At 68.5% G+C, this 12,731-nt stretch carries 12 protein-coding genes; 2 read left to right on the top strand and 10 right to left on the bottom strand.

The genetic code is table 11. The features are described from left to right. Positions 1-58: 58 nt before the first annotated feature. From ACSMFO_RS20145 to ACSMFO_RS20130, 4 genes are read right to left on the bottom strand one after another with little or no spacing between them, the layout of a single operon-like run. Positions 59-448, bottom strand: coding sequence for a VOC family protein (locus ACSMFO_RS20145; RefSeq protein ID WP_436460041.1), 390 nt, complete (start codon positions 446-448; stop codon positions 59-61). Next, positions 445-735, bottom strand: coding sequence for an ArsR/SmtB family transcription factor (locus ACSMFO_RS20140; RefSeq protein ID WP_073847289.1), 291 nt, complete (start codon positions 733-735; stop codon positions 445-447). The genes ACSMFO_RS20145 and ACSMFO_RS20140 overlap by 4 nt, the downstream gene beginning before the upstream one ends. 43 nt (positions 736-778) lie before the next feature. Then, entirely contained in the window at positions 779-1,423 is a 645-nt protein-coding gene (locus tag ACSMFO_RS20135; protein ID WP_350573276.1) for a response regulator transcription factor, read from the bottom strand. After that, on the bottom strand, positions 1,414-2,547 hold the full coding sequence (locus ACSMFO_RS20130; protein WP_436460095.1) for a histidine kinase: 1,134 nt from the start codon (positions 2,545-2,547) through the stop codon (positions 1,414-1,416). The genes ACSMFO_RS20135 and ACSMFO_RS20130 overlap by 10 nt, the downstream gene beginning before the upstream one ends. A 153-nt stretch (positions 2,548-2,700) precedes the next feature. On the opposite strand from ACSMFO_RS20130, the gene ACSMFO_RS20125 reads away from it, so the two are divergent. Then, the gene (locus ACSMFO_RS20125) at positions 2,701-3,351 is read left to right on the top strand and encodes a DedA family protein (protein WP_378411427.1); all 651 of its coding nucleotides are present in this window, start codon (positions 2,701-2,703) and stop codon (positions 3,349-3,351) included. A 44-nt stretch (positions 3,352-3,395) separates the two neighbouring features. Here ACSMFO_RS20125 and ACSMFO_RS20120 read toward each other — a convergent pair whose 3' ends face one another. The 6 genes from ACSMFO_RS20120 to ACSMFO_RS20095 all read right to left on the bottom strand — a co-directional run bounded on the left by ACSMFO_RS20120 (position 3,396) and on the right by ACSMFO_RS20095 (position 9,795). Then, positions 3,396-4,556, bottom strand: coding sequence for an alkaline phosphatase PhoX (locus tag ACSMFO_RS20120; protein WP_436460040.1), 1,161 nt, complete (start codon positions 4,554-4,556; stop codon positions 3,396-3,398). After that, positions 4,553-5,056: a helix-turn-helix domain-containing protein gene (locus ACSMFO_RS20115; RefSeq protein WP_436460039.1), complete on the bottom strand. Its 504-nt coding sequence runs from the start codon at positions 5,054-5,056 to the stop codon at positions 4,553-4,555. Before ACSMFO_RS20115 ends, ACSMFO_RS20120 begins: the two co-directional genes overlap by 4 nt. Further along, positions 5,053-5,253 (bottom strand): hypothetical protein, encoded by a 201-nt coding sequence (locus ACSMFO_RS20110; protein ID WP_436460038.1) that lies wholly within the window; start codon positions 5,251-5,253, stop codon positions 5,053-5,055. The genes ACSMFO_RS20115 and ACSMFO_RS20110 overlap by 4 nt, the downstream gene beginning before the upstream one ends. Positions 5,254-5,419: 166 nt before the next feature. Then, positions 5,420-7,822, bottom strand: coding sequence for an endopeptidase La (gene lon, locus ACSMFO_RS20105; protein ID WP_436460037.1), 2,403 nt, complete (start codon positions 7,820-7,822; stop codon positions 5,420-5,422). Between the two features lie 166 nt (positions 7,823-7,988). Next, complete coding sequence (locus ACSMFO_RS20100; protein ID WP_400566790.1) at positions 7,989-8,837, bottom strand: SAM-dependent methyltransferase; 849 nt, start codon at positions 8,835-8,837, stop codon at positions 7,989-7,991. 19 nt (positions 8,838-8,856) lie between these two features. Further along, positions 8,857-9,795, bottom strand: a complete 939-nt coding sequence (locus ACSMFO_RS20095) for a GNAT family N-acetyltransferase (protein WP_436460036.1) — start codon at positions 9,793-9,795, stop codon at positions 8,857-8,859. 280 nt (positions 9,796-10,075) lie between these two features. Between ACSMFO_RS20095 and ACSMFO_RS20090 the strand changes: the two genes are divergently transcribed. Then, the gene (locus ACSMFO_RS20090) at positions 10,076-12,691 is read left to right on the top strand and encodes a putative bifunctional diguanylate cyclase/phosphodiesterase (protein ID WP_125732123.1); all 2,616 of its coding nucleotides are present in this window, start codon (positions 10,076-10,078) and stop codon (positions 12,689-12,691) included. Positions 12,692-12,731: the final 40 nt, after the last annotated feature.

Raw genomic sequence — 12,731 nt, 5'->3', positions numbered from 1 at the left:
AAACGTCAAAGCGGGGCTTGGTCCACAGTGGGCCAAGCCCCGCTTTGCCTCGCCGGGTCTACTTCATCGTGGCGAGCTGGATCAAGTTGCCGCAGGTGTCGTCGAAGACGGCGGTGACCACGGGGCCCATGTCCACGGGGTCCTGGGTGAACTCGACGCCGAGCCCCTTGAGCCGCTCGACCTCGGCGTACACGTCGTCGACGGCGAACTGGGTGAACGGGATGCCGTCGTCGGCCAGCGCCTTCTTGAACGGCTTCGCCGCGGGGTGCCCGTCCGGTTCCAGCAGCAGTTCGACGCCGTCGGGATTGGCCGGGGAGACCACGGTGAGCCAGCGGGCGTCCCCGGCGGGTACGTCGTTCTTCTTGATGAATCCCAGCTTTTCGGTGTAGAAGTCGAGGGCCTTGGCCTGGTCGTCGACGAAGACGCTGGTGATGTTGATCCGGATCAAGGGTTCGGTTCCTCTCGGTCGATGGGCCACCGCTCGACGATCGACCGCAGTGGGCTCGTGTCGATGTGGTGGAACTTGTAGCGGCCCTGTCGCCGGGTGCGCACCAGGCCCGCCTGTTCGAGCATCGCGAGATGCTGCGAGATGGCCTGCCGTGACGAGGTCAAGCCATGCTTCATGGTCAGCCTGCCGCAGATCTCGAACAGGGTCTGACCGTCCTTTTCGGTCAGCTCGTCCAGGATGGTGCGTCGCGTCGCGTCGCCGATCGCCTTGAATAGGTCGCCGTCCACGACCCAGTTATAGGCAAGCCGTCACTTGCCTGTCAACTCGGGATCAGGACCCGAGGTAGCGCAGGATGGCCAGGACCCGACGGCTGTAGCCGGCGGTGTTGGCCAGTTCGAGCTTGTCGAAGAGGGCGTTCACGTGCTTCTCGACAGCGCTCAGCGAGATGAACAACGACTCGGCGATTCCAGGATTCGTGTGTCCCTGCGCCATCTTTTCCAGCACTTCACGTTCGCGGACGGTCAGTTTCGCGAGCGGATCGGTGTGCGTGGTCCGCGCGAGCAGCCGTCGCACCACCTCCGGATCGAACGCGGCACCTCCTGCGGCGACCCGTTCGAGCGCGTCCAGGAATTCGCCCACCTGGGCGACCCTGTCCTTCAGGAGATAACCGACGCGTTCGCTGTCACCGGTGATCAGTTCGGTGGCGTAGCGCTTCTCGACGTATTGCGAGAGCACCAGAACCCCGATCTCCGGCCAGCGTTTCCGGATCTCGAGCGCCGCGCGAAGGCCCTCGTCGGTGTGGGTCGGCGGCATCCGGACGTCGGTGACGATCACGTCCGGCCGGTAGGCGGCCGTCGTCGAGAGGAGCGCGTCGCCGTCGCCGACCGAGGCCACGACCTCGTGTCCCTCTTCGACCAGCAGCCGGACCAGCCCTTCGCGCAGAAGGGTCGAGTCCTCCGCGAGGATCACTCGCACGGCAGCACCGCGGTCACCACGGTCGGGCCGCCGAGCGGACTGTCCACTGTGAACCGTCCGTCCGCCGCCGCGACGCGCATCGCGAGGCCGGAAAGCCCGCCGCCCGACTCCCTCGCCCCGCCTGTGCCGTCATCGGTGATCCGTACCCGCACCCTGCCCCCGTCCCGCTCCACTTCGATGTCGATCCGCGTCGCCGCGGCGTGCTTGATCGTATTGGTGACCGCCTCGGAAGCGACGAAGTAGACAACGGTCTCGATGGCCGCCGGTGGCCGTTCCGGCAGGTCGACCCGCAGGTGGACCGGGATGCCCGAGCGTTCCGCCAGCGCCTCCAGCGCGGGATGCAGCCCGTCCGAATCCAGCGCGATCGGATACACCCGCCACGAGACCTCTCGCAGGTCCACCAGGGCGCGCTGGGATTCCTCGTGCGCTTGCCGGAGCAGATCCGACGCGTGTTCCGGGTCGGTCGCGCGACGGGCCCGGCCGAGCAGCATCCCGAGCGCGACGAGCCGCTGCTGGACGCCGTCGTGCAGGTCACGTTCGATCCGGCGGCGCTCACCGTTGACCGCCTTGACCACTTCCGCCCGGCTGGTCGTGAGTTCGGAGAGCCTCCGGCGCAACTGTTCGCTCTTGCTGGGACCGAAAAAGCGCTTCGCCAGCCTGGCGTCCAGCGTCGCGGCTCCGATAAGTCCTTGCAAGGCAAGGAAAACAAGCAACCCGCCGAAGAGGGCGGTGGTGACCGGGTCGTACCAGTCGGCCGGTGCTCCTCCTCCGGGCGACCGACCCTCGAAGAGCTGAGCGGCGATGATCACCCCGGATCCGGCGCCCAGCAGGATCAGGACGAAGATCGCGGCGCAGAGCAGTCCGATGACGCACCGCGGGACGAGGTAGGCCATCGCACGGCGATCGGTGTAGTTCGTGGCGTTCTCGTCGCCGAAGTACTTCTCCAGCCGTCGCCGTTCCACTTCGGACAGCACACGCGCACCGGCCAGGACAGGCTGCCGTAGCGCGGGAACCGTGAGCGCGAGGCCGCCGAAAAGCACATAGAAGAACTCCGCGACCGCGGTCATGGCGCCGATCGCCAGACCGAGTGTGCCGCGGAGTGCTCTGCGCAGGTAGCGGCGCATCGCGGGCGGAATGGGCATAACGCGAGGTTAGCGGGGTAGCCGGAAATGGGTACTGCGGTTTACCGCAGTGATTTGTGCCGCTTCACCCCAGTGTGCGGAACCCGGGCGATTCGTACGTTCGTTGACATCCGCAGACGACCACGAAAGGCCGCCATGAACCTCCTCCTCGCCCAAACCGCCAGTGAACCGATGGGAGGACTCGCCGGCTGGGCGGTGTCACTGATGGACGCGCTGGGCGGTCCTGGAGCCGCGATCATCGTCGGCCTGGACAACCTCTTCCCACCGATCCCCAGCGAACTGGTGCTCCCGCTGGCCGGGTTCTCCGCCAGCCAGGGCACGTTCACGCTGATGGAGGCACTGGTGTGGACGACGTTCGGCTCGGTCGCGGGCGCGATCATCGTGTACTACCTCGGCCTGTTGCTGGGCCGCGACCGAACACGGCGCTGGATGGCGAAGATCCCGCTGGTCAAGGCGTCCGACTTCGACAAGACCGAAGCCTGGTTCAAGAAACACGGCACCAAGGCGGTGTTCTTCGGCAGGATGGTGCCGATCTTCCGCAGCCTCATCTCCCTGCCCGCCGGAATCGAACGCATGCCGTTCTGGCGGTTCCTGGCCCTGACCACGCTGGGCAGCCTGATCTGGAACACGGTGTTCGTCCTGGCGGGCTACGCCCTCGGGGAGAGCTGGCATCTGGTCGAGGAATACGCCGGGTTCTTCCAATACTTCGTGATCGCCGCCGTCGCGATCGCCCTGACCCTCTTCGTGGTGAACCGGCTGCGGGAGAAGAACCGCACCAACGCCTGAGCCGTGCGGGGGCGCCGGGCCGGCGACGCCCCCGCACGCCGGTTTCAGGAACGGAAGGGGCCGGTCACCTCGTAGGTGATCCCGCCCGAGGACGAACCGGAGGTACCGCGTTGCGAGGAGAAGTACAGCCGGTTCCCCGCCGGAGTGAACGCGGGGCCGCAGATCTCAGACGAGCTCTGGCCGTTGATCCGCAGGAAGGGGGCCACGATGTCGTTCGGCGTGATGATGCAGATCTCCATATTGCCGCCGTCTTCGGCGACGTACAGGTCACCCGACGAGGTCCCGGTGACGTTGTCGACACCCGTCAGCGGGGCCGAGCCGGGGCTGACCAGCGAGTCGTCGTAGGCCAGCTCGTAGGTGCTGTTCGTCAGGTTGAGCTGCCAGACGCGGTTGTCGCCCTTGGTGGTGAACCACGCGGAGTCGTTGGCGTAATGCAGTCCTTCGCCGCCGTTGAACCGCTTCGCACCGGACACCTGGTTGCGGGTGGCGGTGGGGGAACCGTCGGGGTCGGGCACGTTCGCCCAGGTGAAGCTGCCCGAGGTCGCCGTGCCCGCCTTGAGCACCTGCAACGTCCCGGCGGAGAGGTCGCCCCAGGTCGTCGGGACGAAGCGGTAGAAGCAGCCGTCGGAGGTGTCTTCGGTCAGGTAGACGACCTTGCGCACGGGGTCGGCCGCCGCGGCCTCGTGCTTGAACTTCCCCATCGCGGGCCGCTGGACGGCGGCCGTGGCCGGGCCGTTCGGCTGACATTCGTAGACGAACCCGAGGTCGGTCTCCTCGCACGAAAGCCAGGTGTTCCAAGGAGTCTTGCCGCCCGCACAGTTCTGGCGGGTGTTCGCAAGGATGCGGTGGGCGCCGGTGATGTTCCCGCTCGCGTCGAATTTGACCGCGCTCGCGCCCCCGCCGGGGGTGATCTCCGAGTTCGACACGTAGATCCAGCCGCTGCCGTCGGCGAACACCGCGCCGCCGTCCGGGGCGCTGTGCCAGGTGTACCCGGTGCTCGCGACCTTCTGGCCGGACCTGGCGATGACACGGCTGGTGAATCCCGCCGGCAGCTGGATCCCGTTCGCGTCGGCGGCCTGGAGCGCGCCGTACGGGCTGGGGCCGTTCTGGGCGGGCGCGGCGAGAGCCGCTCCCGAGAGCCTGTTGCCGAACGCCGTGACACCGGCGCCGACCACGGCCGCGCGCAGGAAATTCCGTCGCTTCACTCGTGCCTCCGAGACATCCGCTGATGTGGTGGTGCGGGATGGAGCGGGTCGGAGAGTACGGGCGGAACGGGACATCCAGGTGAATTCGCGGCGTATTCACCGCGAGGAGGGAACTTTCGTAGGGAACCTTCGTGCAGCACTATTTCTTTCGCTTTGCGTAGGCCCGGTGCGTCGGAGCCGCCGCGCTGTGCCGCGATTTCCAGTGCGACGAGTAACCGGTCGAGCGGTGCGCATCCGCCATTGCGGTGGTGGCGACGTCCGATCAGGTGACGCCAGTCGGCGAGATACTCGTCGACCCCGCGCTCGTCGGGGACCGTCCGGAGCAGGGCGCGCAACAGGACTCGCATCTGGTTTTCGTTGCCGGGCAAGGTGTTCCGCGCCAACAGGTCGGCCAAGGTGCTGCGGGACCAGCCGGTCGCGGCGGCCAGCGCGCGGATGCTGAGGCCGCTTCGGTCACGGAGTTCGCGCAGTCGCGCCATGAACTCCGTTTCCGTGTTCATCGGGGTGCCTTGGCGGGCGCGGAGTGACGGAGAACGGCGCCGAACAGGGTGATGGCGATCCCCGCGGCGATAGTGGCGCTGGTGCCCGCGAAGGTCAGCGTCGCGGTGAATCCGGTGAGAATGCTCAGACAGACGATCTGACCGGCCGAAACGCACCTGCGCCTCGGCCGCAACGGGGAAAGAATTCCTTGACTCATGACCTTGCCCTCTCAAGGATCACGCACCCCGGCTGGGTGGCACGCAATGTACGTTATCAAAACGTGATAGGGAGTTTAAGGCGAGTCAATGTCCGGGTTCGTCCGGATCTCGGAAAGCCGAAAGCCCCGGACCCACGAAGGGATCCGGGGCTTCGGCCTCGCGCCGTTACGCCGCTTGGGCGACCGGAGCCGTCGCCGGGGCCAGCGCGATGTCCAGCACGTCGCGGACGTTCGCCACGGCGTGGACGTCCAGCTGTGCCAGCACTTCGGCCGGGACGTCGTCCAGATCGGGCTCGTTGCGCTGCGGGATGATCACCGTCTTCATCCCGGCCCGGTGCGCGGCCAGCAGCTTCTGCTTGACCCCGCCGATCGGCAGTACGCGCCCGGTCAGCGACACCTCACCGGTCATCGCGACGTCCGACTTCACGACCCGGCCCGAAAGCAGGGACGCCAGCGCCGTCGTCATCGTGATGCCCGCGCTCGGCCCGTCCTTGGGCACCGCGCCCGCGGGGACGTGCACGTGGATGCCGCGATCCTTCAGGTCACCGACCGGGAGTTCCAGCTCCGCGCCGTGCGAACGCAGGTACGACAACGCGATCTGCACCGACTCCTTCATCACTTCGCCCAGCTGGCCGGTCAGCTGAAGCCCGGTGGAGCCGGACTCCGGATCCGCCAGTGACGCCTCGATGTAGAGGACGTCACCGCCGGCGCCGGTCACCGCCAGCCCGGTGGCCACGCCCGGGGTCGACGTGCGCTGGGTCGACGCGGGCAGCGAGGACTCCGGCAGGTGCCGTGGGCGGCCGAGGTAGGTCTCCAGCCCGTGGGCGTCGATCGTCAGCGGCAGCGCGACCTCGTCCAGCGCGACCTTGGTCGCCACCTTGCGCAGTACCTTCGCGATGGTCCGGTTCGCGTTGCGCACCCCGGCCTCCCGCGTGTACTCGGCGGCGATGCGGCTGAACGCGCCGTCGGTCAGCGTGACGTCGTCCTTGCCGAGACCGGCGCGCTCCAGCTCACGGGGGAGCAGGTGGTCGCGGGCGATGGTGACCTTCTCGTGCTCGGTGTAGCCGTCGAGGGTGACCAGCTCCATCCGGTCCAGCAGCGGGCCGGGAATGGTCTCGAGCGCGTTCGCCGTCGCCAGGAACACGACGTCGGACAGGTCCAGCTCGACCTCGAGGTAGTGGTCGCGGAACGTGTGGTTCTGCTCCGGGTCCAGCACCTCCAGCAACGCCGCCGTCGGATCGCCGCGGTAGTCGGCGCCGACCTTGTCGATCTCGTCGAGCAGCACGACCGGGTTCATCGAACCCGCTTCCTTGATGGCGCGGACGATCCGGCCGGGCAGCGCGCCGACGTACGTGCGGCGGTGACCGCGGATCTCCGCCTCGTCACGGATGCCGCCGAGCGCGACGCGGACGAACTTGCGGCCCATCGCCTTCGCCACGGACTCGCCGAGCGAGGTCTTGCCGACCCCCGGAGGACCGGCGAGCGCGAGCACCGCGCCCGAACGCTGTCCGCCGACCGGGCCGAGCCCCGACTCCGCACGACGCTTGCGCACGGCCAGGTACTCGATGATGCGTTCCTTCACATCGTCGAGGCCGGCGTGGTCGGCGTCGAGGATGTCGCGCGCGGCGGCGATGTCGTGGACGTCGGTGGTGCGCTCGTTCCACGGCAGTTCGAGGACCGTGTCCAGCCAAGTGCGGATCCAGCCGCCCTCGGGGGACTGGTCGGAGGTGCGCTCCAGTTTGTCCACTTCGGACAGTGCGGCCTTCTTGACCGTGTCCGGCAGCTCTGCGGCCTCGACGCGGGCGCGGTAGTCGTCGTCGTTGGCCGTGCCGTCGAGCTCGCCCAGCTCCTTGCGGATCGCTTCGAGCTGGCGGCGCAGCAGGAACTCCTTCTGCTGCTTCTCCATGCCCTCCTGGACGTCCTTGCGGATGGTGTCGGTGACTTCGAGCTCGGCCAGCTGCTCGCGGCTCCATTCGAGGGCCTTCTCGAGCCGCGCCGAGACGTCGAGGGCGGAGAGCAGTTCGAGTTTCTGCTCGGTCTTGAGGTACGACGAGTTGCCCGCCAGGTCGGCGAGCGCGGACGGGTCCTCGACCTCCTGGACCGCGTCGATCATCTGCCAGCCGCCACGCTGCTGGAGGATCGCGAGGACGACGCTCTTGTACTCGGACGCGAGCTTCGCGGAGTTGTCGTCGGTGGTCTCGGTGGCGACCTCGGCGTGGACCCAGCGAGCGGCGCCGGGACCGTCGGCGATGCGGCCGACGACTGCGCGGCGGGTACCGCGCAACAGTACTGCGGTCTTGCCGCCGGGCACGCGCCCGATGCGCTCGACGGTCGCGATGGTGCCGAGTTCGGCGTACTCGCCGTGGACGCGGGGGACGATCAGCACTTCGGCCTTGGTGGCGGCGCTGGACCGGATCCCCGGGAAGGAAGCCTGGGCAGGCGTGTTGGCCTGGGCGGACTCCACCGCGGCGCGCGTCTCCGTGTCGGCGAGGTCGAGCGGGACGATCATGCCCGGCAGCACGACGTCGTCATCGAGCGGGAGGACGGGCAGGAGGCGGTTGTCGGTCATCTGTGCACTCCTCGGTTAGTTGAGTCTGTCTAGCTCAACTCTCCGATCGACCTGTTTGTTTCCTTTCCGCGTTCGCCGTCAGCGATCACCCATTCATCCGACCTCTGCTCGGTTCGCGTCGCCTTTAGCCCCCTAAACGCGACGCGAACCGGCGAGAGGTCGGAGGTCAGGGGTGCACCGAGACCCCGCACCAGGCGAACGGGCGGGCGCCTTCCTCGTCCCGCCGCAGCTCCCGCACGGGCCGCCAGTCGGGCAGGTGGACGACGCCGGGTTCCAGCAGCGGCCAGTCCCCGAAGAGCGGCTCGATCTCTTCGCGGTCCCGCATCCACACCGGGTTGCTCGTCTTCCGGTACTGCTCGACCATCCAGTGCAGCCCGTCGGCGTCCTCGCCGGTCTGGCCGCCGAAGCTCATGTGCGACAGCCCCAGCCAGCTGCCCGGCGCGAGCGCGTTCCGGTACGTCGCGACCAGCGCGGGCGGATCGTCGTGCGGGCCGGCGAAATGCAGGACGGCCATCATCATCAGGCACACCGGCTGGTCGAAATCGATCAGCCGCAGCGTCTCCGGATGCCGCAGGACGTCCTTCGGCCGCCGCATGTCCGCATGGACGATCCCCGCCCAGTCGGTCGCCTCGTGGCGTTCGAGGATCAGCTCCGCGTGCGCCACCGCCACCGGCTCGTAGTCGACGTACACGACCTTCGCCGTCTCGCCCGGCTCCAGTTCTTCCTGCACGATCTCGTGCACGTTCCCGGCCGTCGGGACACCGGAGCCCAGATCGATGAACTGCCGGATCCCCGCGTCCAGCGCCGCGCGCACGACCCGGTTCATGAACTCGCGGTTGTGCCGCGCGCCCGGTTTGACCCAGCGCCACTGCTTTTCCAGCGCGCGGGCGAACTCGCGGTCGACCGCCCAGTTGTGGGTCCCGCCGAGGAACCAGTCGTAGATCCTCGCCGCGGACGGCTTTTCGGTGTCGACCCCGGTCGGCGCCACCGGGGCCGCGTCATCGTCCCTCTTCACGAGAACGAGCCTATCCGGATCAAGGCACCGCGGGTCGCCGCTGCCAGTACGTCCACAGCGGCCGGTAGCCCTGCGCGTACCAGAACGGCGTCGAGCGCGGATTGGCCAGCGCGTGGTGCAGCAGCACGGCGTCGGTGCCGCATTCGTCGAAGACCTGGTGCGCGTGCGCGGCGAGCGCCGTCCCCACCCCGCTCGACCGCGCCTGTTCCGCCACCGCCAGCGACGACAGGTAGCCGACCTTCTCGGCCGCGACCCGGCCCCGGATCCACGCCGTGTCGCCGGGGAACTGCACCCGCACCATGCCCAGCGGACGGCCGTACAGCTCGGCGATCCACAACGTCGGATTTTCCCGGCCCAACTGTTTCGACAGGTCCGCCGTGATCGTTTCCTCCGCGCCCTCGCGCAAAGTGACAGAACCGAACTGCGCGTCATAACGCTGCAATTCCAGTTCGAGCCCGACGGCGGTTTCGAGATCATCCGCTTCGGCGGGCCGGATGTGCACCCCGGGAGTGGCGGGCGGTCCGGTCACGGCGAGCCGGTCGGCCGGGCGGACCGCGATCACCAGCACCGGCGCGAAGCCGCGGCGCAGCAATTCGGCCGAGCCGGGGGAGTCCCGGCTGGGCCGCACCACGGTCGCCGCCGTCTCGACATCCCCAGGTGGAGCCACAGACTTCAGATGTTCATCCCATCGGGTGAGTAATGCGTCGAGGGCGGCTTCCGGGCGGGGTCCGGTGAGGCGGGCTTCGAGGCGATGCTCGACGAGGGCCCGCCACGGAGAGTCAACGGAATCGGGACCCGCCTCGGTCCGTACCGACAATCCGGCGGCGGCCGAGTCGCCTGCCGTCGCGGAGAGTGACACGGAGCCCTCGACAGGCTCCAGTGCAGGCATTTCGGGGAGCAGGGCGTCCACGGTGGCGAGCCGCTCGGCGTGCCCGGCGGCGATGGCGTGGCTATTCATAGGGCTATTCAAGCCCCTACTGACGGGTCCGCCGGGAACTTCACGAGATTGGCCGGAGCGTGGCGCCAGGTGACTTCCGGTAGTCGGAAGGAACGCGAATAACGCTCCCATTTCACCCCTTGGTCCACGCAGGTCAGCGCGACGCGCCCATTGTTAACCCTGGGGTGATCTCATACTGTCTCGAATGGGACTTGGGTACGCCCTCCGGGGTACTGTATTGCCCTCGTCCCCGAGGTCGCGGTAGGACAAGACCGGTTGGGCAGCCGGGAAGGAAGGTCGGATGCCGGACACGAACGGCAGGCCCGGGAGCGCCGCACAGGCGGCAGCGGGCAAGGGAGGCGCCGTTACGGAGGCTCGTACCGACGAGCGACGGTTCCGCGTCTACACCTTCGCGGTACTCACCATGGGCATCGCCGCCGCGGCCGCGGTCAGCCTCTGGCTGGACTTCGAGGCATCGGACGATCTGCTGTGGATCGGGCCGATCCTCGCCCTCGCGTTCCTGCTCGCCGAACAGCTCGGCATCAACGTCGATGTCCGCAGCGGCATCTCGTGGACGATCTCGTTCACCGAGATCCCGCTGGTCATCGGTTTCTTCGTCGCTCCCTTCGAAGTCGTGCTCGCCGCGCATCTCGCGGCGGGGATCGGGACCTTGCTTGCCCGCAAGGTCGCCGGACGCGTGCTTTACAACGCCGGAGCCTTCCTGCTGGAGATCACCGGCGCGTTCGCCGTGGCAGGACTGGTGAAACAGGCCTCCGGCGCCCACGACATGACCTGGATCGCCGCGCTGGCCGGGACTTTGACCGCGCCGCTGGTCAGTACGTTGCTCGCGCTCGCCGCCGTCCGCGTGCTGCGCCGCCGCATGCGCGTCAGCACCGCGATCCGGCTGACCGGCCGCATCCTCGTCGTCGGCTTCGTCAACGCCTCGGTCGGTCTTTCCGGTTATTTGGTCATTTCCGGGACGCCGAAGGCCTGGCCGCTCGTGCTCGCCGTCTTCCTCGGGCTCACCGCGTTGTACTGGGCGTACTCGGATCTGCTGCGCGAGCAACGCGACATGGAAGCGTTGTCCGACGTCAGCCTGATGGTCGCGCGGTCCGGTCAGCAGGCCGCCGCACGGCCCGCGGGGCGCGCGGACGAACTCGTCGGCGGCGTCGATGTCCGCGAGTGGGCGACCATCGCCGAACGCATCAAGGACCAGCTCGCCGCCGGCCGCGTCGTGCTGAGGCTTCGACTGGAGCCGAAGGACACCATGCGGATGGTCGTCGCGGGCGACGAACTGCCGCCTGTCGACCCGGCCGCCGACGACCCGCTGCTGCGCCTGCCCGGCGCGCACGTCCGCCACTTCCGGATCACCGAAGCCAATCCCGACGTCCGCTCCGCGTTGCTCGACCGCGGCGCGCAGGAGGCGCTGGTCGTCCCGCTGCGCAGCGCGAACCAGCTCCTCGGCGTCGTCGAAGCGCACGACAGGCTGAGCCGCTGGCGTGGGTTCGGCAAGTACGACGTCCAACTGCTCGGCACGATGGCCAGCCACCTCGCGACGTCGCTGGACAACCGGCGCCTGCTCGCGACCCTGCGCCACGACGCGTACCACGATCCGCTGACCGGTCTGCTCAACCGGCCGGGCTTCCGCCAGGTCGCCAAGGAACCGTTGCGGGAACAGGTCGACGCGGTCGTGCTCCGGGTCGACTTGGACGTCTTCTCCACCGTCAGCGACGCACTCGGCTACGTCTGGGCCGACCGGATGGTCATCGCCGCGGGCCGCCGGATCCGCGACGCGCTCGGCCCCGACGTCCCGCTCGCCAGGCTCGAAGGCGCGTCGTTCGCGGCACTCCTCGTCGGCTGCGCGCCGGAACGCGCCCAGGCCGCCGCGGAACTGCTTCGCGCGGAACTCGTCGCCCCGTACCCGGTCGACCGGCTCTCCGTCGAAGCCAACGCGATGATCGGCTACGCCACCTCTTCGGCGGAAGACGACGAGCAGGTCGACGTCGACGGGCTCCTGCAGCGCGCCGACGTCGCCGTCCGCGCGACCAAGGGCGGCGAAGAGGTCCGTGGCTACATGGCCAGCATGGGCCAGATCTTCATGCGCCGGTTCCAGATGGTCACGCAGTTCCGGCAGTCGCTCGAAGAAGGCCAGCTGAGCGTCCACTACCAGCCGAAGATCACCTTGCCGAACCGGCAGATCCAAGGTGTCGAGGCGCTCGTGCGCTGGGTTCACCCGGAGTTCGGCAGGCTCGGCCCGGACGAGTTCGTCCCGGCGATCGAAGCCGCCGGCCTCATCGGCGTCCTGACGTCGTTCGTGCTCGAAGAGTCGTTGAAGCGCGTGCGCAAGTGGCTCGACGAGGGCCTGCGCATCTCCGCCGCGGTGAACCTGTCCGTGCGGAACCTGGCCGACGAGGACTTCCCGACGAAGGTCGCGCGCGAGCTCGACCGCTTCGGCATCCCGCCCGAGCTGCTCACCTTCGAGCTGACCGAGTCCGGTGTGATGTCCGACCCGCAGAAGGCGCTGCCGATCCTGCGGGAGCTGCACTCGCTGGGCATCGTGCTCGCCGTCGACGACTTCGGCACCGGCTACTCGTCGCTGGCGTACCTGCGGCAGCTCCCGGTCGACCAGGTCAAGATCGACAAGAGCTTCGTCCTCGGCATGGGCACCGACCTCGGCGACCTCGCCGTCGTGCGCTCCATCGTCGAGCTGGGCCACTCGCTCGGCCTCACGGTCGTGGCGGAGGGTGTCGAGGAGGACGTCGCGCGGGATCAGCTCGAAGCGATGGGCTGTGACGTCGCGCAGGGCTACCTCATCTCGCGGCCGCTGCCGGAGGACCGCCTCGAGGCGTGGCTGCAGGCCCGCACGGCGCGTTCGCCCGGACGCCACTCCGAGACCGTCCTTACCCTGCTGACCTGAGGTTTCGCGGTAACGTACCCCCCTGTTTCAGGCCCGCGCG

Origin of the sequence: Amycolatopsis sp. w19, from assembly GCF_051373225.1 — a bacterium.
Classification (GTDB): Bacteria; Actinomycetota; Actinomycetes; order Mycobacteriales; family Pseudonocardiaceae; genus Amycolatopsis; species Amycolatopsis japonica.
The sequence above is the reverse complement of the archived record's forward strand: the minus strand, read 5'-3'. Positions and strand labels throughout refer to the sequence as shown.